The sequence below is a fragment of the Ammoniphilus sp. YIM 78166 genome (assembly GCF_004522215.1).
Taxonomy (GTDB): Bacteria; Bacillota; Bacilli; order Aneurinibacillales; family RAOX-1; genus YIM-78166.
On the sequence record NZ_SDLR01000004.1, the window covers coordinates 874,981 to 900,199 of the forward strand.

At 47.0% G+C, this 25,219-nt stretch carries 25 protein-coding genes; 22 read left to right on the forward strand and 3 right to left on the reverse strand.

Annotation, left to right across the window (positions count from 1 at the left end; all coding sequences use genetic code 11):
• Window positions 1-105 precede the first annotated feature (105 nt).
• Window positions 106-1,155, reverse strand: a complete 1,050-nt coding sequence (locus tag EIZ58_RS20830; protein WP_134702772.1) for a TRAP transporter substrate-binding protein — start codon at window positions 1,153-1,155, stop codon at window positions 106-108.
• A 395-nt stretch (window positions 1,156-1,550) separates the two neighbouring features.
• On the opposite strand from EIZ58_RS20830, the gene EIZ58_RS20835 reads away from it, so the two are divergent.
• Window positions 1,551-2,660, forward strand: a complete 1,110-nt coding sequence (locus tag EIZ58_RS20835) for an aminotransferase class I/II-fold pyridoxal phosphate-dependent enzyme (RefSeq protein WP_134702773.1) — start codon at window positions 1,551-1,553, stop codon at window positions 2,658-2,660.
• A 58-nt stretch (window positions 2,661-2,718) separates the two neighbouring features.
• Here EIZ58_RS20835 and EIZ58_RS20840 read toward each other — a convergent pair whose 3' ends face one another.
• Window positions 2,719-3,051 (reverse strand): DUF3889 domain-containing protein, encoded by a 333-nt coding sequence (locus EIZ58_RS20840; protein ID WP_134702774.1) that lies wholly within the window; start codon window positions 3,049-3,051, stop codon window positions 2,719-2,721.
• A gap of 145 nt (window positions 3,052-3,196) precedes the next feature.
• A complete protein-coding gene (locus tag EIZ58_RS20845) occupies window positions 3,197-3,877 on the reverse strand; it encodes a DUF421 domain-containing protein (RefSeq protein WP_134702775.1) in 681 nt (226 codons plus the stop codon).
• A gap of 233 nt (window positions 3,878-4,110) precedes the next feature.
• Between EIZ58_RS20845 and EIZ58_RS20850 the strand changes: the two genes are divergently transcribed.
• From EIZ58_RS20850 to EIZ58_RS20950, 21 genes are all read left to right on the forward strand, one after another.
• Entirely contained in the window at window positions 4,111-5,532 is a 1,422-nt protein-coding gene (locus EIZ58_RS20850) for a hypothetical protein (RefSeq protein ID WP_134702776.1), read from the forward strand.
• Between the two features lie 14 nt (window positions 5,533-5,546).
• Window positions 5,547-6,491: a phosphoglycerate dehydrogenase gene (locus tag EIZ58_RS20855; protein ID WP_134702777.1), complete on the forward strand. Its 945-nt coding sequence runs from the start codon at window positions 5,547-5,549 to the stop codon at window positions 6,489-6,491.
• Between the two features lie 14 nt (window positions 6,492-6,505).
• On the forward strand, window positions 6,506-7,636 hold the full coding sequence (locus EIZ58_RS20860; RefSeq protein WP_134702778.1) for a M20 family metallopeptidase: 1,131 nt from the start codon (window positions 6,506-6,508) through the stop codon (window positions 7,634-7,636).
• 227 nt (window positions 7,637-7,863) lie between these two features.
• Window positions 7,864-8,628 carry a fumarylacetoacetate hydrolase family protein gene (locus EIZ58_RS20865; RefSeq protein ID WP_134702779.1) on the forward strand — a complete coding sequence of 255 codons (765 nt, stop codon included), beginning with the start codon at window positions 7,864-7,866 and terminating at the stop codon, window positions 8,626-8,628.
• Between the two features lie 23 nt (window positions 8,629-8,651).
• Window positions 8,652-9,674: a Bug family tripartite tricarboxylate transporter substrate binding protein gene (locus tag EIZ58_RS20870; RefSeq protein ID WP_134702780.1), complete on the forward strand. Its 1,023-nt coding sequence runs from the start codon at window positions 8,652-8,654 to the stop codon at window positions 9,672-9,674.
• A 58-nt stretch (window positions 9,675-9,732) separates the two neighbouring features.
• A complete protein-coding gene (locus EIZ58_RS20875) occupies window positions 9,733-10,200 on the forward strand; it encodes a tripartite tricarboxylate transporter TctB family protein (RefSeq protein WP_167577843.1) in 468 nt (155 codons plus the stop codon).
• Between the two features lie 22 nt (window positions 10,201-10,222).
• Window positions 10,223-11,734, forward strand: coding sequence for a tripartite tricarboxylate transporter permease (locus EIZ58_RS20880; protein ID WP_134702782.1), 1,512 nt, complete (start codon window positions 10,223-10,225; stop codon window positions 11,732-11,734).
• A 15-nt stretch (window positions 11,735-11,749) separates the two neighbouring features.
• On the forward strand, window positions 11,750-12,517 hold the full coding sequence (locus EIZ58_RS20885) for an SDR family NAD(P)-dependent oxidoreductase (RefSeq protein WP_134702783.1): 768 nt from the start codon (window positions 11,750-11,752) through the stop codon (window positions 12,515-12,517).
• An 82-nt stretch (window positions 12,518-12,599) separates the two neighbouring features.
• Window positions 12,600-12,923 carry a DUF3870 domain-containing protein gene (locus tag EIZ58_RS20890; RefSeq protein WP_134702784.1) on the forward strand — a complete coding sequence of 108 codons (324 nt, stop codon included), beginning with the start codon at window positions 12,600-12,602 and terminating at the stop codon, window positions 12,921-12,923.
• Window positions 12,924-13,064: 141 nt separating this feature from the next.
• The gene (locus tag EIZ58_RS20895) at window positions 13,065-14,051 is read left to right on the forward strand and encodes an NAD(P)H-quinone oxidoreductase (RefSeq protein WP_134702785.1); all 987 of its coding nucleotides are present in this window, start codon (window positions 13,065-13,067) and stop codon (window positions 14,049-14,051) included.
• Between the two features lie 13 nt (window positions 14,052-14,064).
• Window positions 14,065-15,156, forward strand: coding sequence for an amidohydrolase family protein (locus tag EIZ58_RS20900; RefSeq protein ID WP_167577844.1), 1,092 nt, complete (start codon window positions 14,065-14,067; stop codon window positions 15,154-15,156).
• 12 nt (window positions 15,157-15,168) lie between these two features.
• Entirely contained in the window at window positions 15,169-15,522 is a 354-nt protein-coding gene (locus tag EIZ58_RS20905) for a Rieske (2Fe-2S) protein (protein ID WP_134702787.1), read from the forward strand.
• Window positions 15,523-15,536: 14 nt separating this feature from the next.
• Window positions 15,537-16,577: an Ldh family oxidoreductase gene (locus EIZ58_RS20910; RefSeq protein WP_134702788.1), complete on the forward strand. Its 1,041-nt coding sequence runs from the start codon at window positions 15,537-15,539 to the stop codon at window positions 16,575-16,577.
• A gap of 375 nt (window positions 16,578-16,952) precedes the next feature.
• On the forward strand, window positions 16,953-17,948 hold the full coding sequence (locus EIZ58_RS20915; RefSeq protein ID WP_134702789.1) for an SIS domain-containing protein: 996 nt from the start codon (window positions 16,953-16,955) through the stop codon (window positions 17,946-17,948).
• A 26-nt stretch (window positions 17,949-17,974) separates the two neighbouring features.
• Entirely contained in the window at window positions 17,975-19,273 is a 1,299-nt protein-coding gene (locus EIZ58_RS20920; RefSeq protein ID WP_134702790.1) for an ABC transporter substrate-binding protein, read from the forward strand.
• Window positions 19,274-19,343: 70 nt separating this feature from the next.
• Window positions 19,344-20,225, forward strand: coding sequence for a carbohydrate ABC transporter permease (locus EIZ58_RS20925; RefSeq protein WP_240689254.1), 882 nt, complete (start codon window positions 19,344-19,346; stop codon window positions 20,223-20,225).
• Between the two features lie 2 nt (window positions 20,226-20,227).
• Window positions 20,228-21,109: a carbohydrate ABC transporter permease gene (locus tag EIZ58_RS20930; protein WP_370297764.1), complete on the forward strand. Its 882-nt coding sequence runs from the start codon at window positions 20,228-20,230 to the stop codon at window positions 21,107-21,109.
• Window positions 21,110-21,130: 21 nt separating this feature from the next.
• On the forward strand, window positions 21,131-21,964 hold the full coding sequence (locus EIZ58_RS20935) for a PfkB family carbohydrate kinase (RefSeq protein ID WP_134702792.1): 834 nt from the start codon (window positions 21,131-21,133) through the stop codon (window positions 21,962-21,964).
• Entirely contained in the window at window positions 21,903-22,772 is an 870-nt protein-coding gene (locus EIZ58_RS20940) for a TIM barrel protein (protein ID WP_240689255.1), read from the forward strand. The genes EIZ58_RS20935 and EIZ58_RS20940 overlap by 62 nt, the downstream gene beginning before the upstream one ends.
• A gap of 61 nt (window positions 22,773-22,833) precedes the next feature.
• Window positions 22,834-23,559, forward strand: coding sequence for a UTRA domain-containing protein (locus EIZ58_RS20945; RefSeq protein ID WP_134702793.1), 726 nt, complete (start codon window positions 22,834-22,836; stop codon window positions 23,557-23,559).
• A gap of 131 nt (window positions 23,560-23,690) precedes the next feature.
• The gene (locus EIZ58_RS20950) at window positions 23,691-25,139 is read left to right on the forward strand and encodes an ATP-binding protein (RefSeq protein ID WP_134702794.1); all 1,449 of its coding nucleotides are present in this window, start codon (window positions 23,691-23,693) and stop codon (window positions 25,137-25,139) included.
• Window positions 25,140-25,219: the final 80 nt, after the last annotated feature.

The following is a 25,219-nucleotide window of genomic DNA, read 5'->3' on the forward strand; positions in this document are numbered from 1 at the left end:
AGCTCCCAAAACGGCGTAAGTAACTAGTCTTGCCATCTTAGCCCACCATTCTTCAATATATAGATAAAAAAAGGTGAGCCACCTGGCTCACCTTCTTCGGTATCATTACTTTGTATTCAAAATGCTATCAATTAACTCTTTTCCAAAGCGCTCTTCGTACTTTTCATAGACAGGCTTGATCGCCTCTTGGAAAGGAAGAATGTCGATGTTTTCAATGATTTCTACTCCGTTGTTCTTCAGCTCAACAAGGGCTTTTTCATCGGCTTCAACGATTAACTGTCTTTCTTTGTCCGCAGCAACCTTCGCTTCTTCCTGAACAATGGCTTGGAATTCAGCAGGAAGCTTGTCCCAAGAAGATTTGCTAAATACAATGAGAGCAGGAGAGTACAAGTGACCAGTTAAAGTCATGTACTTTTGATTCATTTCATAAAGCTTAAAGGTATCCGCGATAACCAGCGGGTTTTCTTGTCCATCCACTACGCCCTGTTGCATTCCGGTTAAAGCTTCAGTCCAAGCCATCGGCGTTGGGTTGGCTCCCATTTGCTTAAAGGCTTCTAAGTGAATTTCATTTTCCATCGTGCGCAATTTTAATCCGTTCAAATCAGCAGGGGACTGCACAGGACGCTTGCTGTTGGTGATATGTCTAAAGCCATTTTCTGCCCAAGCTAAACCAACAAGGTTCGACTTTTCTAGTTCACTAAGTAGTCCTTGTCCAATTTCACCATCAAGTACATTGTAAACTTGCTCACGGGAAGTGAATAAGAAAGGCAAGTCGAGTACACCCATGCTAGGAGAAAAACTACCAAGTGGCCCAGTAGATACCATCGCAGAATCAATCGTTCCCAACTGCATGCCTTCAATCATCTCGCGCTCTGCTCCAAGGGCACTCATCGGGTAAAGTTCAAATTTTACACTTCCGTTGGTTCTCTCTTCAACCTTCTTCGCAAACTCTTCTAGAACGATGTTATAAGGATGTTCAGGCTTCTGGGCGTTCCCCATCTTAAAAGTGAACTGCTCCCCTGTTGCCGCTGCTGGCGCTGGAGCTGCCGTTCCGCCTGCTTCTGGTGCAACCGAGTTCCCACCACACGCTGTAAGCATCATCGTGGCTGCCAACGCCAAGCCAGTAAACCATTTTCTTTTGTTGTTTCTCTCCATCTCTGTTCATCCTACTCTCTGTATGTGTTTATGAATTAATTGAATAATAATATATTTTTAATCATTTAGTCAACACTTAGCCACATTTTACCGCACATTATAGGTTAATTAATAAAGTATTTGGGATAGGGGATAGTGGGGAATGGTGTTTGGTGATACAATATCCAATAAATGGGTGGGAGTGTAAGATGTCGCCTGGATCGGGCGAACTAGGCCGATAAATGGGCGCTCAGTCTGGGGATATGGGCGACTCGGCCGGATAATTGGGCGGAAGCCCGGCCAGATTGGGCGCCTCAGCCGGGTAAGGGCGCTTACCCGTTGTATATGGGCGCTCTCGACCGGGAATTGGGCGCCCCCAACTCCACTCGACCACTACATATAAAGGAGAACAAACGATGCGTTTAAATGACTTCAAGCTTGAAGTGTTTTTCAACAAATATGAGTTCACGGCACCGTATCTGCTTGCACAGTCCGATTGCGAGTCTATGTCGATTCAAGAGTTACTGAGCTACGAAGCAGGGGCGGAGGAGCAGTTGAAGCAGCTTGGGCTGGGGTATACGGAAGTGCCGGGAAACCCTTCCTTGCGAAGCCAGATTGCTCGGCTTTATCAACAAGTAGATGAGTCAGGCATCTTGGTTCATGTGGGAGCACAAGAGGCGATCTTCAATTTTATGCATGTGGCGCTGGAGCCGGGCGATCATATTATTTGCCAGTTTCCAATCTATCAATCTCTTTATGAAGTGGCGAAATCTCTTGGCTGTGAGGTCTCGATGTGGGAGATCAAGCAAGGGGAGAACGGTTGGGAGTTGGATCTAGACGAGCTGAAGTCGCTCATCCAAGTGAATACGAAGCTGATTGTGGTAAACACACCGAATAACCCTACAGGATATACGCTCAACCCGGCTGAGCTTCAAGCCATTACGGAATTGGCTCGTCAGCATAATTGCCTCATCTTTTCGGATGAAGTCTATCAAGGACTAGAAGAAACTCGGCCTACCTTTTTTGCCGATCTCTATGAAAATGCCGTATCCCTAGGTGTCATGTCCAAGGCGTACGGGTTGGCTGGATTGCGAGTGGGGTGGATTGCCACCCAGAACCAAGAAATCTACGATAAAATGGTTCGCTTCAAGCACTACACGACGATTTGCACCAGCGGGCCGAGTGAGTTTCTTGCGGAGATTGCACTGAATCATGGGGACCGAATTCTTAAGAGGAACCGAGAAATCATCCAGGGAAACCAACAAATAGCGAACTCCTTTTTTCAGCGGTATCCGGGGATTTTCACCAATAACGTCCCACAGTCCGGACCTGTGGCGTTTCACCGAATCCATACGAATCAGCCGATTGAGCAGTTTTGTGAAAAGCTGGTGGAGGAGACAGGCGTGCTACTGTTGCCAGCGACGGTGTATGACGTAGAAGAGCCTTACATTCGCATGGGGTATGGCAGGAAGAGTTTTGCAGAGTGTTTGGAAAGGTTTGAAGGATATGTAATCAATAGGTTCTAAATAGCGAAGGATGTGACAAATTCAGAAAGGGGCCTTTGGGTAAAGGCCCTATTAGGAGTTAAGCCATAATCTCAACAAGGTTGATTTTGACTAGCTTGTTTGTTTGAGGATTGAATACCACATAGGCTCTTACTAATTTCTTCTTTGAATTGTCGACTACTTTAAAATCAAAAGCATCTTGCGTTTCTGTACTGGAAAGAGTTTTTCTGCCTAGGTATTCGTAATCCGTTTCTTGGCTTCCAGGATATTTTTTCATAACTTCTTCCATAGCAAGCTTGCCCCATTTTGCATAATCGGGCTCGGGTTGAGCATGAGACGCCGGGGTGAGAATCGACATCAACATGAAGCAGAGAATGAGCATGAAAGAGAAAACTTTTGATGGCTTTGTCATTTTTCTACCTCCTAGGGTTTAGTTATTTACGTCTTTATTTTTTGCTAAAATAGAGAAATAAAACCAAAATTAGGTAATCATTCAATCAAACCTAAAGCTAGCCGATTCAGGCCCCGCAAAGGGACCCTAAGGCCAGATGCGCTGCTCATTCATACCTCATAGCAAAAAGAGGCTCATTCTCTTGCCATTCTGCGTAAAAAACATCCCGGTAATCAGAAATGTTTTGCATGGCTAGTTGGTTTTTCAACCATTCCTCATCCAGTCCTGCTTTCGCCAAATTGCGGTAATCGACCTCACCGTCCAGAATGAGGGGAAGAGGCAAGCAGACTGTTCTAAGAGGCAACTGAAAATCCCTCACTCGAGGATAATCATATTGGAACTTAGGAAGGACGCTAATTTTTCCGTTGGATTCCAGGATGGCGTATTCCACCTCCTGGACGGAAAAGTAGCCTTGTTGCCTAAGGAGCAGGAGCAGTTGGTTGAGATCGACTTTATTCTTCTTTAATTCATCAAATTTTAACTTCCCTTGCTGGATCACCAAACTGGGCTCACCCTCTAGGATCTTTCTTGTCTTTTTAAATTTCAGCGTGATATATTCGAGGAGGAAAATCATCGTGCCCCAGAGTATGGTTGCAAATAAGATTTCCGTGATTCTGACTTCATGATCATAAACCGCATTGCCGACCAGCTCTCCTAAAATCAAGGCAGAGATAAAATCAAATGGCCGCATCTGTGAAATTTGGGTTTTTCCAAGCATCTTGAGGACCAGAAACAGTAGCACCAAACCGAAGGACAACTCAAGGGCAATCATGCCGAAGTGTTTCATAATGATACTCCTATCTTTTCGGGAAATTACCCCTCCATTCTTGCCGAATTTATGGATCGATAACCGCTAACCCTTGAACTCTTGCAAAAAACCTTTTATAATCACAGTAACATCATATAGCCTTAACAAGGGTTTCTATCGGGAAGATTCAACGATTTTCTCATCTAGTAGATAAACTCAGTTCCATGCCATTGGACTGAGTTTTTTTGCTTTTACAGGAGGGGGCATGGGTTGTGAGTGTACAATCTTCTGTTCCGGTGGAAAAGGCAACGCCTGCTTCTACTGCGAATGCGGAAAAATGGCAAGGGAGGATCATTAGTTTACTAGCCATCAGCTATTTACTGCTGCAAATTTATCCAGGACAAGAGATGGAGGCTGTGGTCAGCGTAATCATTCTTGGCGTCATCGTCTGGGTCATGCCAAGAATTCGGGGATCCACGTTGACGATCAGCACGGTACTGCTTCTGCTTGCTGTGGGTTTAATGGTTTATTACGAAGCCTCGGTACAGGAATGGCTTCAAGCAGCGCGGGTCAATCTTACGCTGATCGCCTTGTTTTTGTTTGTCCCTCTTCTGGGAATTCCCGTTCGGACGGGAGGATATGTGGAGGCATTGAAAATAGTACTGGCTCGGAGCATGAATGAACCACGATTTTTCTACATCGGTTCCAAGTTGTTGACCCATATGCTTGGGGTAGTTTTGAATATTGGTGCGGTTTCCATTGTTTATCAACTGACGAAAGCATCCAATATTACCTCGTCTCGCCTGATTGCCAATGCTCTCAATCGGGGATTTGTCACAAGCATCTATTGGTCTCCGTATTTTTCGGCCATGGCCCTCATCTTAAGCCAATTGCACATCACCTGGTCATCTATTGTTCTCTATTCACTGGGCTTGGTGTTCATAAGTACGGTAGTCAGTATTGGGTTAGATCATTCCGTGATTCGTTCGAATGAGCAGGAGCAGAAGCATAGAGAAGGAATAAGGGAAACAACCGACCCTATCCATCTCCAGAAAGCCAAACGTAAAGTCATCGAGTTGTTTATCCTTCTAACTCTCATTATGGGTCTTGTTCTGTTTGTGGAGAGGATGACTTCCTATTCTATGGTTCTCATCATTTGTTTAGTGTCCTTGATTTTTCCGTTGCTGTGGTGTGGGTTTTCCGGTAAAGCGGCTCCTTTGATAGAACAGTTACAACAGCATCTGGATGTAGGCATCCCTCGCATGAAAAAGGAAATTGTGTTGTTTTTAATTGCTGGCTTTTTCAGTGGTGCTATCGTACAGGCTGAACTAAGTGGGTACTTGATTGAGGCCATGAATGCGGTGTTTGGGTCTTTCACGATGGGCATTGCTTTTTTCTTTTCGCTCCTGATTGTTCTGACCGCTGTTGTTGGCCTTCATCCTATTGTCGTTGTGACCATTCTGGCTACAAGCATTGACCCCAGATTGATTGGACTCAGTCCCGAATATTTTGCGGTCCTGCTTCTGGCCAGCTGGGGAATATCCAACACGGTTTCTCCTGCTACGGCCGTCAACAACTTATTGTCTCATCTATTAAAAGAGAATGTGCTGGATGTATCCATCCGCTGGAATCTGAAATACGCACTAATAATGCTGATGTTCATTCCGTTTTATCTTTGGGCGCTCAACATATAAAAGGAGGAATAACCATGTTCAAAGTTGTATCTACATCCCCCACTTTTGGCAAATATTCGTTAGATCCGGTACGTCTGCTGGAATCAGAGGGCTGCGAGGTCGTCATTCTTCCCGCAGAAATCAGCCATGACGAAGAACGGCTGGCGAAAGCGCTGGAGAATGTCGATGGACTGATTGTCGGGGTAGAAAAAATCACCCGCAACGTCTTGCGCAATGTCCCAAAATTGAAGGTGATTGCCAAGCATGGAGCTGGCGTAGACAATATCGATCTCCAAGCTGCAGCGGAAAAAGATCTTCCGGTTGCTTTTGCTCCGGGAGCAAATCGTCATGCTGTGGCTGATCTGGCTGTAGGCCTTATGCTGTCCTTAGCGCGGGAAATTCCTCGGTCTTTCACCCAAGTTCGAGAAGGGGAATGGCCTCGCGTAATTGGTTTTGAGTTGTTTGGTAAGACGCTGGGGGTGATTGGCACCGGTAAAATTGGGAAAGAAGTCATCCGCCGGGCTCAGGGCTTCCAGATGAAGGTATTGGCGTATGATCTGTATCCTGACAAGGAATTAAGCGAAGTCCAGTATGTTCCACTTGATCAACTATACCAGGAGTCGGACTTTATTACAGTCCATACCGACTTAAATGAGCAATCTAAAGCGATGATTGCCGCTCCGCAGCTTGAAGCTATGAAATCAACAGCCTTTATTGTGAACACGGCACGAGGGGGCATCATTGATGAGCAGGACTTATTCGTTGCACTAAAAGAAGGTAAGATCGGCGGGGCTGCCCTAGATGTGTTTTCCATAGAGCCTGCCGGACAGTCACCGCTGCTGGAGTTGCCCAATTTTATCGCGACCCCGCATATGGCCGGATATACCTATGAAGCGCTGCGTGAAGTGGGGATGATTACCGCTCGCAATGTCTTGAACGCCATCCAAGGCAGACGTCCGGAACATGTTTACGAAGGATAGGAGGTATACCGACCATGCTAAACTCAATCAAACAGCGATTGATTGAACAGGAGGTCCTTTCGATCGAGCTGCTTCAAAAATTCACCGAGATCGAATCGTTCTCCTATGATAAGGAAGGAATCGATCGGTTGAGTGCGGAGTTAATCCAAACTTTTTCACATTTTCCTCTTCTAGTCGATATCTTTAAGGAGGAAACCTACGGGAACCATGTGCGCTTCACATGGGGAAAGGGGAATCGCCAAATCACTGTATTAAGCCATTTGGATACGGTTTATCCGCGAGGGACACTGTCCAGTATGCCTTTTAAGGTGGAAGGAGAGCGGATATTCGGTCCAGGAGTCTACGATATGAAGTTCAGTTATGTCATGATGTATTATTTGTTCTCGTTGCTTGAGGAGCGAGGTCTTTCAGAGAAATTCCGCCTCGTATGGCTGTGCACCTCGGATGAGGAAATCGGAAGCCCTACAGGTCGGCATATCGTGATGGAGGAGGCAGGAAAAAGCGAGGTGGTCCTCGTGTTGGAGCCTAGTGCGGAAGGCGGGGCATTGAAAACGGCCCGCAAAGGTGGCGGGAAATTTTGCTTAGAGGTGTTCGGCTGTTCTGCCCATGCTGGCATCAATCCGCAGGATGGGGCGAATGCCATTGAAGAATTAGCTTATCAGATTGTACAGATCAACAGATGGGCGGATGAAAGCCTGGGGACGACCATCAATACAGGGGAGATCAAAGGGGGAACGCTGTTCAATGTTGTACCGGATTATGCCATGGCAGAGATCGATGTGCGGGTGTTGTACCCTTCGGAAGCCAAACGTCTGGAACAGGCCTTTCATAGCTTGCAAGCCCGTAATCCTCGAACGCGGCTAAAGGTGGAAGGATCCATTTATCGCCCTCCGATGGTTCGCACGGAGCAGACGAGGAAGTTGTTTGATCTTGCCCAACAACAGGCATCCAGGCTTGGCATTCGCTTATCCGAAGTGACGACGGGAGGAGGCAGCGATGGCAATTTTGCTGCGGTTACGGGTGTACCGGTTTTAGATGGATTAGGTGTGGTGGGAGGATATGCCCATTCTCCGAAAGAATTTCTTTGGAAGGATTCCATTCCTGAAAGAACGGCACTTCTATATGGTTTGATCAATAGTTTGTAGTATTAACAATATAATCATGTTGACAACATTTTTTATGATGTGGTAAAATTCAAATAGTTAACAAATATCTAGTATTGCTGAATATCTATTGGGGAATTACCGCAAATAATTTCTCGATTCGTAGGTATAACTCAGCGACAACAGTGCCTGATTTTTAGGGTGTTGTTTGTCAATGGGTTATTTTTGTTGTACTTTATTCTATTACATTTAGGAGAGAGGAAAAAAAGATGAAATTTGCAAGATTTCTAGAAAACGGTGTCATTTCTTATGGAGTAGTTGAAGGGGAAGAAATTATCAAGATTAATGGTTCGATCTTCGAAGCATATCAGCTTACTGATCAACGAATTTCTTTGAATCAAGTGGAGCTGCTTGCCCCGGTGATTCCAGGTAAATTGGTAGCAATTGGTTTGAATTACAAGAAGCATGCGGAGGAAATGGGTAAGTCGCTTCCGGAAGAACCGATGATGTTTTTAGTATCGCCGACCGCTGTAGTGGGTCCCAAAGAGACAATTCAATTGGTTAACCCGGAGCACCGTAATGACCATGAAGCAGAATTGGCGATTGTTATCGGGAAGCGGGCGTCCGAAGTGGCCATTGATGAAGCACTTGAATATGTATTCGGTTACACCATTTGTAATGATGTGTCGGACCGCGTGTTGCAAAAGAGAGACGGACAGTTTACTCGCGCAAAGTCCTTTAGCACCTACAAGCCGCTTGGCCCGGTTATTGCAACCGACATCGATCCCGATCGCTCTCCGATTCAACTTCGCGTTAACGGTGAGGTCAGACAGGATTCTAATACCAATGATATGATCTTCTCCGCTTCTGAAATCGTATCCATCGTTTCTCAAGTCATGACGTTAGAGCCGGGCGATGTGATTATCACAGGAACTCCATCCGGCGTGTCGCCTTTGCTTGAGGGGGATGTGGTTGAAGTGGAAATTGACGGAATCGGTGTATTATCCAACAAAGTAACGAACAAAACCATCTAATAAAACATAAAGGGGGATTCTGTATGAAAAAATGGAAATTCTTATCGACCTTAGCGGTGGTCGGAGCGCTTGCTTTTAATCTAGTGGGCTGTTCAAGCAGTAGTCAGGAAACACAGGCTACCAATGCACCCGCCGAACAAGCGCCAAAAGCGGATTTCCCGACCAAGCCGATTCAAATGATTGTTCCTTTTGCACCAGGAGGGACGACAGACATCGCGGCCAGATCACTGTCTTCTGTTGTTCATAATTACCTCCCGAATGGGCAATCTGTAGCGATTGTCAATAAGGATGGCGGCGGGGGAACCATAGGCATGACGGAAGTGGCGAAGGCGAAAGCCGATGGGTATACGATCGGGATGGCTACATCCGGCCCGATCACCATTAAGCCACACGGCGGACAAATTGCGTATGATGCGCCAGACTTCAAGCCCGTCATGCAGGTTGTCGCTACGCCAAACGTCCTTGTAGTAAAAGCGGATGCGCCTTGGCAGACCTTTGAAGAGTGGTTGGAATATGTGAAAGGGAATCCGGAAGTCTTTACTTATTCTACAAGCGGCGCAGGGTTAACGCAGCATATTACGATGGAGAACTTCACTGTTAAAACAGGCGCAAAGCTTAAGCATGTACCGTTCCAAGGCGGTTCGCCAGCGCTGACGGCGTTGCTTGGAGATAACGTGAAAGGGGCAGTGGTTCAAACCACAGAAGCCCTTCCGCATATTCAAGAAGGAACGGTTCGCCCGTTATTCATTGCAGGGACGTTTAAGCCCGAAGAGCTGAAGGATGTACCTTTGTTGTCTGAGAAAGGAATCGATGTAAAAGGAGATGTTTGGACAGGTATTGTCGTTCCGAAAGATGTACCGGATGAAGTCATCGCCATCCTTCATGAGGCTTTCAAGCAGGCGCTAGAAGACCCAGCGGTTGTTGATCAATTTAAGAAGATCGGGGCTGCGGGAGTGTATAAGAGCCCTTCCGAATTCCAAGCGCAGATTGATGAAGATTACAAGATTAACGGGGATGTATTAGAGGCTATCGGATTAAAGAAGTAATGGAATGGAGGGAAGGTGTATGCCTTTCCCTCATTTATTGGAAAAAGGGGAGGAATCTATGAGGGCGAATCTACCCAATATCATCATGATTTTACTTGGTTTGCTGGTTATTTTGGTCATACCCTACCAAATTAGCGAAACGTCCGGAGGGGCCGTTCTGGGGCCTAGGTTTTTTCCCTATTTATTGGGTATAGGCATTATCTTGTTTAGTGTGATCTCGATGTTTTCAACGGAAAAAGAGCCATCTGCTATTCCTAAGGAAGAACAGGAAAGCACAGGAGAAACTGAAGGCAAGAAAGACTATCTTCGAACAGGTCTTCTATTTGGTTGCATACTATTTTGGATTCTGATCGTTCCCATCGCTGGATTTATTATTACCACCACGCTCGTGACGATGGCTGCGATGATCCTGATCGGCTGCCGAAATAAATTAACGCTAGGATGGGTACCCTTAGCCTTTTCTTTAGTGGTATATTATGTATTTGCCATTCTGCTTCATATTGCTCTTCCTGAGATATTGATTTAATTAAAGGGGGAAAGGAGGATCTATGCTAGATTATATTCTTTCAGCATTCGTGCATATTTTTGAATGGCAGAATCTATTAACGATGTTCTTGGGCGTAGCCGTCGGTATGATCATCGGGGCCTTACCTGGCCTGAGTGTAACGATGGGTGTAGCCTTGGCCCTGCCGCTTACATTTAGTATGCCACCATCTGCAGCCATCCTACTTCTGGTTGGTATCTATTGTGCTGGGACGTACGCAGGTTCCATTTCTGCGATTCTATTAAACAACCCGGGTACCGTGGCTTCTGCGGCAACCGCTGCCGATGGTTTTCACTTAGCGCAGAAAGGGAAAGCAAGCTTCGCCTTAAACATTTCCATTTATGCTTCCGTAGCCGGTGGGCTGATCAGCGGAATCGTGTTGCTCTTGATCGCTCCGCAGGTGGCTAAGTTTTCCTTGAAATTTGGTCCTCCTGAGTATTTCTTATTGGCCTTGTTTGGGTTATCCATTATCGCGGGAGTTAGCGGCAAGTCGATGAGCAAAGGGTTAGTAATGGCCTGTCTGGGGTTGTTGCTGGCGACGGTGGGTCTGGATCCAATCGAAGGCGTGTACCGGTTCACCTTTGGCAGTACGTTCTTGCTGTCCGGAATTGATTTGATTCCTGTGTTGATTGGACTGTTTGCCATTGCGGAGATCTTTAATCAAGTCGAGAAGGGTGCGAAATCCATCTCTGTGAATACGGAGTACAAGAAGGAGAAGTTTGGATTAAAGGAGATCGCTCCTTACAAGAAGACAATATTTAAGTCCAGTATTATCGGGGTTATCGTTGGAGCCATTCCGGGTACGGGAGGGGCAATTGCTTCTTTTCTAGGCTATAGTGAAGCGCAGCGGACATCAAAAGATCCGGATAGCTATGGAAAAGGAAATCCCGACGGCGTGGCCGCATCGGAAGCGGCGAATAACGGAGTGACGGGAGCTACTCTCATTCCTATGATGACGCTGGGAATTCCAGGTGACACCGTTACGGCGGTATTGCTTGGGGGCCTTTTGATTCAGGGGTTAAATCCTGGTCCTCAATTATTTACGAATTATGGAGAAATCGCTTATACCGTAATGGTTGGGTTTCTCGTTGTCAATATCATCTTGTTTTTTCAAGCGAAGCTGGCAATTCGCCTTTTTGCTAAGGTTTCTGCGGTTCCGACCTTCATTCTCTTGCCCATTGTATTAGGGTTCTGTTTAGTTGGCGCGTTTGCGGTGAACAACAATATGTATTCGGTAGGTATCGCTTTGTTTTTTGGGGTGGTTGGTTACATCCTTCCTCGCTATGGGTACCCCATCACACCGCTTCTCATCGCGATTATCTTGGGGCCACTAGCGGAGAAATCTCTAATGCAAGCGCTGATTATCTCAAACGGGAGCTATATGATCTTTTTCACCCGACCGATCTCTTTGGTGTTTATCCTCTTGATTGTGGTTTGTACGGCTTTCACGCTGATGAGAAATTCAAAATCGAAAAAAGCGAGCATGGGATTAACACCTAATCCCTCCAAAACGTAGAGCAGGGGGCTAGTTATGAAACTGGAAGGAAAAATTGCCTGTATTACTGGATCCGCACGGGGATTGGGGTATGCCATGGCGATCGATATGCTCAAGCAAGGAGCTACGGTCGTGATCAATGATCTCGATGAAGCCTCGGTGGCGACAGCGGTCGAGTCCTTGCGCGCAGAAGGCTATTCCGTTTATGGTCATGCGGCCAATATTGCTGATAAGGAGCAAGTCGTGACCATGATGGACTTTATTCGAGATAGCTTCGGCCGACTCGATATTCTCGTCAACAATGCTGGCGGAGAATTGCGGACACCGAAAAAAATAGAGGACATTATGGAAGAACACTGGGATCTGGTGCTTGGCGTAAATCTGAAAGGAACGTTCTTGTGTTCACAGGCGGCGCTTCCTCTGATGAAAGTGGCAGGCGGCGGAAGTATCATTAATCTGGCTTCTATTGGGGGAAGAACCGCCAGTATTGTGACGGGAGTAGCGTATGCTGCAGCGAAAGGCGGCATTATTTCCTTTACCCGGCGACTTGCGAAGGAAATGGGACCTTATCAAATTCGCGTTAATGCCATCGCCCCCGGTTTAGTGATCAGCGGAGAACGACTGCAGGAAACTTGGAACAAGATGGATGAGACCGAGCAAACGTCGGTGCTGGACGATATCCCTTTGAGAAGATTGGGAACGCTGGAGGACCAAGCAAAAGTAGTCACTTTCCTAGCGTCTGAGGATTCGAAGTACATGACAGGTACGGTATTGGATGTTAATGGCGGGCGGTTCATGGGGTAGTCAAAAGTTGGCTATTGAATTTCTCAGTATCTGATTATATAATATTTTGTATATAATATATTGTCAGACTGAGGAGAGCCAAATGAAAACTCAAGACACCATATTGGTCACGGGTTTTGCGCAAGTTCCGAAAGGGACAACACTTTATGAAATATATAAAACGATGGCCGTTGCGATGGTCATTAATCTCAAGACCGAAGTGATTGAAGATGCGGAATTTACCTGTACCACCGACCTCATGAACTACTATTTGAGTGATTTAGTGAAGGGTTATGATCTGAAGCAGGGCATCAATCCTCTCTTAGATACCGTGAAGAAGCATTGCATTATTCCTTCGCAGGGGGCCTTGGTTCAGGCGTTGCGATCCGCGTGGGATCGCTATCAGGAATCCAAACCGAATCGATAATAACTTACATGACAACTGGTTATCTATGGGGGTAGAGCTGCTAAACTCTATCTCAAACGAAGTAGATAAGACCCAGTAACAAGAGTGAAGGCTCTTTGTTGCTGGGTTTTTTGTTTTATTTAAAGAAAGGGAGTGGGGATGATGAAGGCGGTATTAGTGGAAGAAGGGACCAGCCAGCTGTATATCGGCCAGGCGGAAGATCCGGTTCCCGGGGAAGAGGATCTGCTCGTATCCGTAGAAGCGACCGCGTTGAACCGGGCGGACTTGTTGCAAAGAAGAGGAAAGTATCCTCCTCCTGCTGGCGCTTCCACCATTCTTGGTTTAGAAATGGCAGGAATCGTTGAGAAGGTAGGCAGCAACGTGACCCGTTGGAAGGTGGGAGATCGTGTGTGTGCGTTGCTTCCGGGAGGAGGCTATGCGCAGAAGGTGGTCATCCCCGCAGGCATGGCGATTTCTATTCCCGATGATTTTTCCTTCGAGCAAGCCTCGGCCATTCCGGAAGCCTTTCTAACCGCGTATTTGAATTTGGTGGTGTTGGGCAGGGTGTCTCCTGGAGACTATGTCTTGATTCATGCCGCGGCAAGCGGGGTAGGAACGGCCGCCATTCAGCTGGTTAAGGAGATGGGAGCTATTCCGATCGCAACGGCTGGCTCGAAGGAAAAATTACAGGTTTGCCAACGTCTCGGCGCTGAGCATGTCATTGATTACAAGGAAGAAGATTTTTCTCAAAAGGTTGCTGAGATCTCGGGTGGCAAAGGGGTCCAGGTGATCCTCGATCCCGTCGGCGCCTCCTATTGGGAGAAGAATCTGCAATCCATTGGAGTGGACGGCAGATGGCTAGTGATTGGCGGCATGGGCGGCTATCAACTGGAGCAAGTGAACCTGCAGCTGCTCATGAGAAAACGTATCCACCTGATCGGGTCAACCTTACGATCCCGTACCGAACCAAACAAAATGGAATTGACTCAGGCTTTCCTGAGCTTCGCCGAAGAGCGGTTTAAAAGCGATAAGATCGTCCCTGTCATTGACCGGGTCTTCCCTTGGGCACAAGCCATGGAAGCCCATGAATATATGGAGCAAAACAAAAATATCGGAAAAGTGGTCTTACGCATCGACCAAAACCTGTAAGGAGGAAAGTGAAATGACGACTGAATTAGACAACCGCTTGGAAACCAACCGCAAAAAAGGACAGCCGACAGGCCTTATCGATACCGACGTGCATCACGAAATTCGTTCTCTGAAGGATCTATTACCTTATTTGCCTGATCAATGGAAAAGATACATCTCTGAATATGGGTGGGTGCCTGAAAGATCCATTCCGTTTAACCAGATCCGAAAAGAAACCAAATACCGCATGGATACTCGTCCGGAAGATGGCTCGACTCCTGGTTCTAGCTATGAACTGATGAAAGAGCAGCTGTTGGATGAGCACAACATGACTTACGCGGTATTGACGGGTTGGTTTTATGAAGCAACGATGTGCAATGGATGGTATGAATTTGCTGCAGCTCGGGCATCCGCGTATAACGATTATACCGTTGAGCACTGGCTAGCTAAGGATAAGCGTCTATTAGGCTCCATCACGATTCCACGGGATCCGGTTGCCGCGGTTCGTGAAATTGATCGCATGGCTGCCCATCCGCAAATGAAGCAAGTGATGCTTCCAATCGGGGATTTTGCTTGGGGGGATCCGTACTACCATCCGATCTTTGAAGCGGCGAACCGCCACGGATTGCCGATCGGCATGCATTTATCAGCTACGATTACCGCTCAGGGCGGCGATTTCTTGAGATACTATGTGGCTTGGCGCTCCTTGCATCCACAAGCCTATATGACCCAAACGATCAGCTTGATCACCAACGGCGTATTCGATAAATTCCCTGACCTGAAGGTCGCTTTAGTCGAAGGAGGGTTCGAATGGGTTCCGTTCATGATGCACCGCATGGATTCCGCTTATAAGGGACTTCGTCAGGAAACCCCTTGGGTCAAGCGGATGCCAAGCGATTATTTCCGCGATAATCTGCGTTTTACCACTCAGCCGTGGGACGATCTGACGGCCAAAGAGTTCATGAATATCGTTGACATGATGGGCTCCGATGAGATGATCATGTACGCTTCCGATTATCCTCATTGGGACTTCGATCCGCCAGAGCGTACCTTACCTCATGGAACACCAGACAGCGTGCGACAAAAGATCATGTTTGACAATGCTAAGAATTTCTACCAGCTATAAGGAGTGGAGGACATGAAACACTTGATCTGCAACTACGAGGAATTAAAGCAAGAAGGAAAAAAAGCCGTTTCCATTGACCGAAAGCCGATTGTAGTCGTTCATTCCCAGAGCGGCGAGGTCTATGCGCTCCGCGATGTGTGCCCGCATAAGGGCCCATGTCTGTCGGCAGGCATGATGGATAAAAACTGTAGCAGTAATGAGGTAGGCGAATACATTTTTGAACAAGAAAAGGAAGTCCTGCGATGCCCTTGGCATAGCTGGGAATTTGATATTAAGACCGGCCGATCGCTGTTTGACCCGGAAAAGGTCAAGGTGAAAACGTATGAAGTTACGATCGAAGATAACCAAGTTTTTGTAGAAGTCTAAAGGAGCGAAAAAACATGGACATCAATACCACCCAACTAGCTGAGTTTTCCAACCGCTGTCTGATGAAGGCCGGTGTGCCGGAGCAAGAAGCACAAATCATTACGGAAACCATGATTGAGGCCGATGCACGAGGCATCCACAGTCATGGCCTGATGAGACTGCCGATCTACATTCAACGCATTCAAAAGGAATACATCCGACGTGTGGCCAACGTGATCGTTGAAAAAGACCATCAGGCGATCGCTGTCTATGATGGTGATTTCTCCGCTGGTCAAGTCGTGGCCACCCAAGCTATGGAGAAGGCCATGGAAAAAGCCGCTGAATACGGAATCGGCGCAGTCACGGTGAAAAACAGTAACCACTTCGGCATCGCCGCTCATTACGCGCTCATGGCCAGCAAGCGGAACATGATCGGTATCGTAATGAGCAACACCGCACCGTTAATGCCTCCGGTAGGCGGAGCGGAAAAGGTATTAGGCAATAATCCACTAGCCATTGCCGCTCCAACGAATAATAAGTATCCTTTGTTATTGGACATGGCACTGAGTAATGTGGCTTTGGGCAAAATCTTGTTTGCGAAGACGAAAGGAACCTCTATTCCCGAAGGCTGGGGAGTTGATAAGGAAGGAAAGCCGACTACCGATCCTTCGGCCGTGTTGAATGGCGGGTTTATCTTACCGATGGGGGGACCAAAGGGATTTGGCCTTGCCTTGATGATCGAAATGCTGACCGGCGTGTTGTCCGGCGGTGAGTTCTCCAAAATGATCCCATCCATGTATGACCTGACCCAAAAGCAGTCGATCGGCCACTTCATGCTAGCTATTGACATCGCTTCCTTCATGGACGTCGATCGCTTCAAGCTAATGGCAACCGTCCTTTCCTCCTATGTGAAAGAGGCGGTGAAGGCTAGTGGGGTCGAAGAACTCTATCTTCCGGGAGAGATCGAGTTTTCGATCGAGGAGAAACGCCTGCAAAACGGCATTCCAATCAGTGAGAGTGTGTTAGATGAGTTGAAGCAACTGGCGGAGACGCTGGGGGTTCCGGTGTTGGAGTAGGGAAAACGGGTACCGTGATAATCTCGACAGACTGAAGCTTCCCATGTAGGTGGGAAGCTTTTGGTTTGAACTTGATTTTTCAAACTTCTCCGATAGTTCTTTACAACCACAGGCGGACGATATATAATTGAGAAAAGTTAGATTATAACGTCGTATGACGACATGGGGAGTCGGGCGGAAAGTACAGGGGGATCTTGGAATGGTCTTTATTTTTTCTATCCTATATAACGTAATATGACGTGTTATCAAAACAACGCGATCCTAACCAACTTATTCACTTTCTATATGACGTCACATGACGACATATAAATGTCCAGGAGGTGAACCTAGGTTTTTGGTTCAAGCTACTCATCCAAACAAGAAAGGAAGTTTGTTATGGTAAATGAAATCGTTTTAAGTCAAGGTGTTCAGGAAGTTTTAGATGAGGTTAAAAAAAGATCGATTAACAATATTTTCTTTATTGCATGCGGAGGATCGCTTGCAGTGATGGTTCCGAATAAGTATTTTATCGATCGGGAAGCGGATCGTGTAGCTGCTCACTATTACAATGCAGCCGAGGTTGTTCAGTTGAACCCAAGAACCTTAAATGAACATTCTGTCGTGATTTTGCTATCCTTAACAGGGACAACGCCGGAAACGACGTCAGCAGCGGAGTTTGCGAGAAGCAAAGGGGCTTTAACGGTAGCTTTGACGTGTGACACTCAATCGCCGCTGGGCCTAGCGGCCGAGTTTGCCGTAGGATATGAGAATGCGTTTGATGGGAAGCCGATTAATCCGTTCAACGGGAATTTCTCCATTATGTATCAGTTGGGTGCAGGGGTGTTGGATGTGGTGGAAGGCAAGAATATCCTTCCCAAGCTCTTGAAGAGCTTAGAGAATCTAGCGAAAGCGATTGACCAAGCCAAAGCCCAATATGACGAAACGTTCCAGCGCGTGGCGAAGGAGTGGAAGGACGAAAAAGTCATCTATACGCTAGCCAGCGGGGCCAATTATGGACCAGCCTATTCCCATGCGATATGCAATCTAATGGAAATGCAATGGATTCACTCGCACGCGATTCACGCGGGAGAATTCTTCCACGGGCCGTTTGAGATTGTGGATAAAGAAACACCTTTCGTCCTCTTGATGGGATTGGATGAAACTCGACCGTTGGAAGAGAGAGCGCTTGATTTCTTGAATCGTTTTGGGGAGAAAACGCTGGTGGTGGATGCGAAGGATATTCAATTAGAAGGCATCGAAGACAGTGTGAAGGGCTACATCGTGCCGATCCTGTTCAATAACTTGATGTGGCAGTTCGTCAGCCATATCGCGGAGCTCCGTCAGCACCCATTATTTACAGCTAGAAGATACATGAAAAAAGTTCAATATTAAACAAAGGATAAGGGGGATTGTATTTTATGAAAAAATGGTTATCCGGCATGTTGTTCGTTGTGATGTTGATTTTGGCAGGTTGTGGTGGGCAAGGAACTCCTTCCAGCACGCCAAGCCCAAGCGAAGGAGAAAAGAAGGAAGACGTCACCTTAACGTTATTTCATAGATGGCCAAACGAGCCGTTTAAAGGGTATTTTGAGTCCGCCATCGCTGAGTTTGAAAAGCAAAATCCAGGTGTAAAAATTAACGTCGTAACCGCATTAAACGCCGAGTACAAGCAGAAGATCAACGTGGTTCTGGGTAACAATAATCCCCCTGATATTTACTTCACGTGGGTAGGGGAGTATGCCAACAAGTTCATTCGCGGTGGCAAAGCCCTCGACATCACGAGCTATGTGGAAGCGGATAAAGCTTGGTCCGATCAGATTATCCCTTCTACTTTTAAACCATTCACTTTAGATAACAAATATTACGGTGTTCCGATCTTTATGGATGTAAGAACGATGACCTACAATAAGGAAATCTTTGATCAGTTGGGCTTAGAGGCTCCACAAACCTGGTCCGAATTCATTCAAGTGATGGATAAAATTAAAGCGAGCGGGGTAACTCCGCTAGGATTAGGAAATAAGGAGCCGTGGAACGGCGGTCTATTTATCACCACCTTGAATCAACGGATGGTAGCTGGTGACGTACTAAAGAAGGATAACGACTATTCAACAGGGGAGTTCACCGATCCGGGCTATGTAAAAGCGTTGGAAAAGCTGCAAGAACTGGTTCCTTATGTGAACGAGCACCCGAACGCCTTAAGCCGTGAGGAAGAGCGCAATATGTTTGTGAACGGAAAAATTGCGATGATGCCGCTACACACCGTTGAGTTCCCGTATGTGAAAGATGCAAAATTTGAAATGGGGACCTTTAACTTCCCTTCCATTGAAGGAGCACCTGGTGATGCATCGGTGATCACTGGAGCACCGGAAGGCTTTATGGTTTCTCCAACAACGAAGCATCCGGATGTTGCAGTTAACTTCTTAAAGTTTATCACGTCCAAGCCGATGGCGGAGAAATGGGTCAATGAAACGTCCGTTATCAGTACGACTAAGGGAGCCGTGAACGCTACCAACTCCAGTCCTGTAATGGTTGATATTATCGAGCAGGTGGAAGCTTCCAACGATATGGCGATCTGGATTGATACCGTGTTGGATGGTCGAATCTTTAACCCCTATCTAGCAGGCATTCAAGAATTATTGAATGGCAAGAAAACACCAGAGCAAATCATGCAAGAAGTCCAGGCAGGAGCCAAGCAAGTAAGAGAATCTGCGAAGTAAGAAAGCAACCCTGGGGTACAGGGAGAAACTATCCCTGTACCTCTCTTCATTTGCAAGTTAAGGGGGGAAAATGATGAAAACAGCCAAATGGTCTCCATATTTATACGTTGCACCGAGTCTTGTTATTGCCTTTATCTTTGTCTATTATCCCGTGCTGCAAAATCTGCAGTCCAGCTTCTATAGCTGGTCACCTTTCTCCGATTCAAGAGATTTCATTGGATTGGCCAACTATAAGAGACTTCTAGATGATAATGTGTTTCTCGTTGCGCTGAAAAATAACGCCATTCATATGGTCATTTCTCTACTCGTCCAAGTGGGAGGCGGACTGATCCTCGCTGCGATCCTCGAAGATGTCGTGTTCAGGCGGGTGGCTCCGCTATTGCGTACGGTTTACTTTCTCCCCGTGCTCATTTCCATCTCGGTTATCGGGTTGCTTTTTACCTTTATTTATAATCCAGAAATCGGTCTTCTCAATCAATTCCTAAGAATGATCGGCCTGGGTTCACTTGCGACGGGCTGGTTAGGTAACAGCGAAACCGCCTTCTACGCGGTCGTTGCGATGGGGCAATGGCAGGGAATCGGATATATCACGATGCTTTATATTGTAGCCATTCAAAAGATCGCACCTGACCTGTATGAAGCAGCAAAGATTGACGGAGCGGGCAAAGTTCAATCTTTCCTGCACATCACCGTGCCACAGGTAAAGGAGATGACCTTCGTTACGGTCATCATCGCAGTCAGCCAGTCCATCTTAACGTTTAGTGATGTTTACGTGTTGACGGCAGGCGGACCGGGCTATTCTTCTCAAGTGCTCAGTACCTATTTGTATCAAAAAGCGTTCGTGGACAATGAAATGGGCTATGCCTCGACCCTTGCCAATGTGATTTTAGGAATTACCTTTATCATTTTCATGATTCAAACTAAAGTATTTAAAAGCGGCGGGGAGGGATAACGGTGGAGTCTTCAATTGAGATGAATAGTAAAACGCCGATGGCGGTCAAAACAAGACGCCCTATTGGCTCATGGCTGGCCACAGGGTTCGTGTCATTGGTGCTGTTGACCTTCTTCTTGGTGATTGCGTACCCCCTCTTCTGGATGGTGATTAATTCGCTAAAGACCACGGAGGCGATGTTTACCAATAGCTGGGCGCTTCCGACGGAGTGGATGTTCTCGAATTATGTGCAAGCCTGGAATCAAGGGGTTTCTAAGTACTTTTTAAATAGCGTGATTGTGACCTCAGTAACCGTAGTGTTCACCCTTTTATTTAGTGCCTTTGCTGCTTATGGCCTTTCTCGTTTTGACTTCCGCGGAAAATTCGTGGTCTTGGCGCTGTTATCTGGGGGGATCATGTTTTCTCCTCAGGTCAGCCTGATTCCGTTATATAAACTGGTTCAGATCTTGGGTATTCACGATACCCTTTGGGCTCTCATTTTGCCCTACTTGGGATTTCGGATGCCGTTGATTATCTTGTTGATCCGCTCGTTCTTCCTATCGGTCCCGAAGGAGTTTGAAGAAGCGGCTTACCTTGAGGGGTGCTCGAGCTTCGGGATCTTTTGCCGGATTTATCTGCCTTTAAGCTTGCCGATCTTGTTCACATCTGGGATTCTAACGGCTTATTGGGCGTGGAACGAATTTTTATTTGCCATCATCTTCGTGGATAGCGACGCGAATAAAACCATCACTTCCGGACTCCTCGCGTTTCGTGATGCGATGTACACCGATTGGAGTGTGTTAATGTCAGGACTCGTGATCTCGGCTCTTCCCTTGATCATCGTCTTTATCTTGATGCAGAAATCATTTATCCGAGGATTGGCTGAAGGTGGCGTTAAAGGATAGTCAAAAAGGGAGAGGTAGCGTATGAAGATTATTGGCATCGGAGACAGTGTAGTTGATTTTTATAAAGACCAGGGGAAAATCTATCCTGGTGGCAGTTCGCTAAATGTGGCAGTGGCGGCCAAACGAAATGGAGCATCGGCGGCTGCGTATCTGGGCATGGTCGGAACCGATCAAGCGGGAAGGCATATCTTGAGCTGTCTAGAAGAGGAAGGTGTGGATGGGCGCCGGGTGCGCCGTGTCGAAGGGGTGACTGGCGAAGCGGTCGTGACCTTGAATGAGGAAGGGGATCGCATCTTTGTCGGGACGAATAAAGATACCCGGGTGTCGTCCCTCGTTTCTTTGACCTTGAACCCGGCCGACGTCGAGTATATTCGCTCGTACGATCTGATACACACCTGCGTGAGCATTAACCGCGGCTTGGAGCTCGAGCTGCCGAAGATCCAGGGGATGCCGGTTTCCTTTGACTTTTCCTCACCGGAATATTGGACGAAGGATTACCTGGATTTCGTGAGCCCCTATGTGACGTATGCTTTTTTCTCAGGCAGTGATTTTACCGAGGCGTATGTGGAGGAATTGATTGGGTATGTGCACCAGCTGGGGATTCCGGTAGTGGGGATTACCCGGGGGTCGGCACCGGCGGTGTTCTCCGAGAGGGGAAGACGCTTTGTGCAATCGCCCGTTGCAGCGAAGGTTGTGGATACGATGGGAGCAGGCGATTCCTTTATCGGGGCGTTTTTGGCGAACTATCACGCAAGTCAAGACATGGAGGGCGCCTTGAAGGCGGCAGCTGAGTATGCGGCTGAAGTCTGCGGATACTACGGTGCTTTCGGCTATGGAGTACGGAAGGATGTATAAATACGCTAACATGAATCTGATTTATCAGCGGTATTCCTTGGAGTATTTTTTGGATTCCACGCTCCGCTTGGGCTTGCAGGATATTGAATTGTGGGGAGGCGAACCGCATCTGAATGTGGAGGATGCGACTCCGCAGGAGATTGGTGCGATTGGCAAAGCCATTCGCGATCGAGGCCTCAACCTCGTGTGCTTTACCCCAGAGCAATGTGCCTACCCGATTAATTTGGCAGCGGGGCGGTGGGAAAGTCGTCGGCGAAGCATCGAGTATTTTAAGAAATGCATCGAAGTGACGGGGGCGCTGGATTGCCCGATGCTGTTGGTTTCTGCTGGGTATGGGTTGTTTAGTGAGCCGAAGGAAGAGGCGTGGAAGCGTGCGGTGGAGTCGATGCAAGAAGTGGCTCGGGAAGCGGAAGCGGCGGGGATTACCCTGGTGCTGGAGCCCTTTTACTATCCGTATACGAATGTCTTAACGGATCTAGCGACGACGAAGCGGATGCTGGCGGAGGTAGGGTCGCCGTGTTTGAAGCCCATGGTCGATACGGCTTGCATGGTGTTGACCGGGGATTCGCTGAACGATTATGCGGCGGCATTTGGGAAGGATCTGGTCCATGTGCACTTTGTCGACGGCAACGATACTTCTTCCGCTCATTTAGCCTGGGGGGAGGGGATGTTTCCTTTAGAAGAGTTCCAAGATTGCTTGAAGGAGCTAGGTTATGAGGGACATTTGACCCTGGAGCTCATAGGAACGCAGTACCTCGTCGAGCCGGAAAAGGCGGTTCAGAAAAGCGTAGACCATTTGCAAGTGTAGAATATTCAAAAAGTATACTATAATAATAGATATATCTCTTTGAGAGTGGCAGGAGAAAAGAATGAAACTAGATAAGTTAAGCTTAAAGCCTTTGTACGAGCAATTGATGGATGCCATAAAGACAGATATCCAAGAGGGAATCTACAGCATGGGCGCCCAGTTGCCGCCGGAACCGGAGCTGTGCGAAAAGTACGGGGTCAGCCGAATTACGACCAGAAGAGCCATCACCGAGCTGGTGGAGCAAGGGATTCTTCAGAAGCTGCATGGCAAAGGAACCTTTGTCACCAACAACAAGCTGAAGCGGGAGCTCATTGCGGTCGACGGGTTTACGGACTTTTTACTGCAATCAGGGAAAAATCCACAGTCCCACATCCTATCTAAGAAAATTGTGGCGGCCTCCTGGCGGCAAGCTGAGGCGTTGTTAGTGGAACGGGATACACCCCTGGTGGAGCTGAGGCGCTTGCACCTGATCAAGGATGAACCGATCCATTACGAAACGAGCTATTATTCTTTGGACCGGTTTCCTGGATTTGACCAGCATCTTGAAACGACAAGCTCGACTTACCGCATTCTAAAAGATATCTATGGTGTTCAGGCCGTACGCAATAAAAAGACGATTAACTTTGTCAGTGCGACGGTAGAGCAAGCGAAGCTGCTTCATTGTACTCCCGACATTCCTTTATTTGAGGTTGAGAAGATCGCCTATGATCGGGAAGGTGTACCGATTCATTGCTCGCTCTCCCTGTTGCCTTCAAATAAGGTGTCGTTTACGGTGGATCATCAGTAAGAACCCGATTTTGGTCGGGTTCTTTTTGTTTTTAAGTTCGCCGGGAGGTGGATGTGAATATTGTTCCAAATTTTTGAAAATAATAATAACGATATCATCCATTTCTTTAAAAGTTGGGGGTGGCTCGTTTTTTGGTTAAGAAATTGTGGACTGTAGCTTTAATCGGGATCGTGATGGTTTCGGCGATTCTTATCCTTTACTTTTATGGCGTTGATATGAATGTATTTGATGCCTTGCGCGATGCTTTTATCTTTATTGTTTTTCTGTACCCTTTGCTTACCGTCTTGGAGTTTAAAAACATTCGGATCCTTACGGTGGGGTGGTGCCTCTATGCTTCTGCCCTTCTGAGCGGGATCTTGGAAGAGTTTAATATTCCCTTTCTTTCTCTCTGTTTTGATGCGCTTGAAAAGCTGGGGAATGTAATCGGAGTGATCCTGATTTTCATAGGGTTTATGAAGCTCATCAAAGAAAAAGATCAGCTCACAGCTTTTAAAAGAGAAGCGGTGGAGCAGTTGATGGAGGAAAGAGAGCAGCGCTATCAATTGCTTTTTGAAAATACGGTCGATGGCATTATGATCTTTGATTTGGATGTCAAACTCTTGGATGGAAATCCAGCCATCGAACAAATCACAGGGTATACCCTTGAGGAGCTTAGGGAGTTGGGCTGCCTTGCGATTACAGTTCCTGAAGAGGTGGACCAGAAACGTTCACTGATCGAAAAGGTGTTGAAGCAGGAGGCTCAGGAATTTGAAAGCTCTATTTTTCATAAGGATGGCCGAATCCTTACAATCAATTGCAAAATCTATCCTTTAATTGTCGGTCATGAGATGGTGGGGCTTTTTGAAATCGTAGAGGATATCACGGAAGCGAAGCGGATGGAAGAGTGGGTTCGCCAATCGGATAAACTTTCGATGGTGGGGCAGCTTGCAGCGGGAGTGGCTCATGAAATACGGAATCCGCTTACGACCATTAAAGGATTTATTCAATTTTTGCAATCCAAAATCGGGACAAAGTATGCCGATATCATGCTATCTGAGCTGGATCGGATTAATTTTATTGTCAGTGAATTTTTAGTCCTTTCCAAGCCTCAGGCTGTCGAGTTAAAAAAGGTCCACATTCAAAGCTTGATCGCTCAAGTGATTGCTTTTATGGAAGCGCAGATGAATCTGAAAAATATCCAAGTGATTTCCCATCTGCCATCCGATCCGCTCTATGTCAAAAGTGAGGAGAATCAATTAAAGCAAGTATTCATCAATCTCCTGAAAAATGCCATGGAGTCGATGGCGGAAGGCGGCACGATTGAGATGGAGCTGAAGCCAGGAGTCAAGATGATGGCTGTGCAGATTCGGGATGAAGGGCGCGGCATGACGGAACAGGAGATCAAGCGGTTAGGCGAGCCCTTTTACTCGACGAAGGAAGGCGGTACGGGCTTGGGGCTGATGGTCAGCAGAAGGATTGTGGAAAATCATGGCGGACAGATCCTTTTCGAAAGTCAAATCCATAAGGGAACATCCGTTTATGTGATGCTGCCTGCGGCGGGCGATCAGGAACGCGGGTCTGATTCATTTATGGTTAATTAGAGTACAGCAGGTTCTGCCCAGCCTGTCGAAGAGATGATTCCATGGTCTATTGACGAACTAAATCGATGAAGGCAAAACCA

What these genes read in the sequence shown, in the direction of transcription:
- EIZ58_RS20830 (WP_134702772.1), bottom strand. Translation starts at nt 1,155, where the DNA reads ATGGAGAGAAACAACAAAAGAAAATGGTTTACTGGCTTGGCGTTGGCA.
- EIZ58_RS20835 (WP_134702773.1), top strand. Translation starts at nt 1,551, where the DNA reads ATGCGTTTAAATGACTTCAAGCTTGAAGTGTTTTTCAACAAATATGAG.
- EIZ58_RS20840 (WP_134702774.1), bottom strand. Translation starts at nt 3,051, where the DNA reads ATGACAAAGCCATCAAAAGTTTTCTCTTTCATGCTCATTCTCTGCTTC.
- EIZ58_RS20845 (WP_134702775.1), bottom strand. Translation starts at nt 3,877, where the DNA reads ATGAAACACTTCGGCATGATTGCCCTTGAGTTGTCCTTCGGTTTGGTG.
- EIZ58_RS20855 (WP_134702777.1), top strand. Translation starts at nt 5,547, where the DNA reads ATGTTCAAAGTTGTATCTACATCCCCCACTTTTGGCAAATATTCGTTA.
- EIZ58_RS20860 (WP_134702778.1), top strand. Translation starts at nt 6,506, where the DNA reads ATGCTAAACTCAATCAAACAGCGATTGATTGAACAGGAGGTCCTTTCG.
- EIZ58_RS20865 (WP_134702779.1), top strand. Translation starts at nt 7,864, where the DNA reads ATGAAATTTGCAAGATTTCTAGAAAACGGTGTCATTTCTTATGGAGTA.
- EIZ58_RS20870 (WP_134702780.1), top strand. Translation starts at nt 8,652, where the DNA reads ATGAAAAAATGGAAATTCTTATCGACCTTAGCGGTGGTCGGAGCGCTT.
- EIZ58_RS20875 (WP_167577843.1), top strand. Translation starts at nt 9,733, where the DNA reads ATGAGGGCGAATCTACCCAATATCATCATGATTTTACTTGGTTTGCTG.
- EIZ58_RS20880 (WP_134702782.1), top strand. Translation starts at nt 10,223, where the DNA reads ATGCTAGATTATATTCTTTCAGCATTCGTGCATATTTTTGAATGGCAG.
- EIZ58_RS20885 (WP_134702783.1), top strand. Translation starts at nt 11,750, where the DNA reads ATGAAACTGGAAGGAAAAATTGCCTGTATTACTGGATCCGCACGGGGA.
- EIZ58_RS20890 (WP_134702784.1), top strand. Translation starts at nt 12,600, where the DNA reads ATGAAAACTCAAGACACCATATTGGTCACGGGTTTTGCGCAAGTTCCG.
- EIZ58_RS20895 (WP_134702785.1), top strand. Translation starts at nt 13,065, where the DNA reads ATGAAGGCGGTATTAGTGGAAGAAGGGACCAGCCAGCTGTATATCGGC.
- EIZ58_RS20900 (WP_167577844.1), top strand. Translation starts at nt 14,065, where the DNA reads ATGACGACTGAATTAGACAACCGCTTGGAAACCAACCGCAAAAAAGGA.
- EIZ58_RS20905 (WP_134702787.1), top strand. Translation starts at nt 15,169, where the DNA reads ATGAAACACTTGATCTGCAACTACGAGGAATTAAAGCAAGAAGGAAAA.
- EIZ58_RS20910 (WP_134702788.1), top strand. Translation starts at nt 15,537, where the DNA reads ATGGACATCAATACCACCCAACTAGCTGAGTTTTCCAACCGCTGTCTG.
- EIZ58_RS20915 (WP_134702789.1), top strand. Translation starts at nt 16,953, where the DNA reads ATGGTAAATGAAATCGTTTTAAGTCAAGGTGTTCAGGAAGTTTTAGAT.
- EIZ58_RS20920 (WP_134702790.1), top strand. Translation starts at nt 17,975, where the DNA reads ATGAAAAAATGGTTATCCGGCATGTTGTTCGTTGTGATGTTGATTTTG.
- EIZ58_RS20925 (WP_240689254.1), top strand. Translation starts at nt 19,344, where the DNA reads ATGATGAAAACAGCCAAATGGTCTCCATATTTATACGTTGCACCGAGT.
- EIZ58_RS20935 (WP_134702792.1), top strand. Translation starts at nt 21,131, where the DNA reads ATGAAGATTATTGGCATCGGAGACAGTGTAGTTGATTTTTATAAAGAC.
- EIZ58_RS20940 (WP_240689255.1), top strand. Translation starts at nt 21,903, where the DNA reads ATGCGGCTGAAGTCTGCGGATACTACGGTGCTTTCGGCTATGGAGTAC.
- EIZ58_RS20945 (WP_134702793.1), top strand. Translation starts at nt 22,834, where the DNA reads ATGAAACTAGATAAGTTAAGCTTAAAGCCTTTGTACGAGCAATTGATG.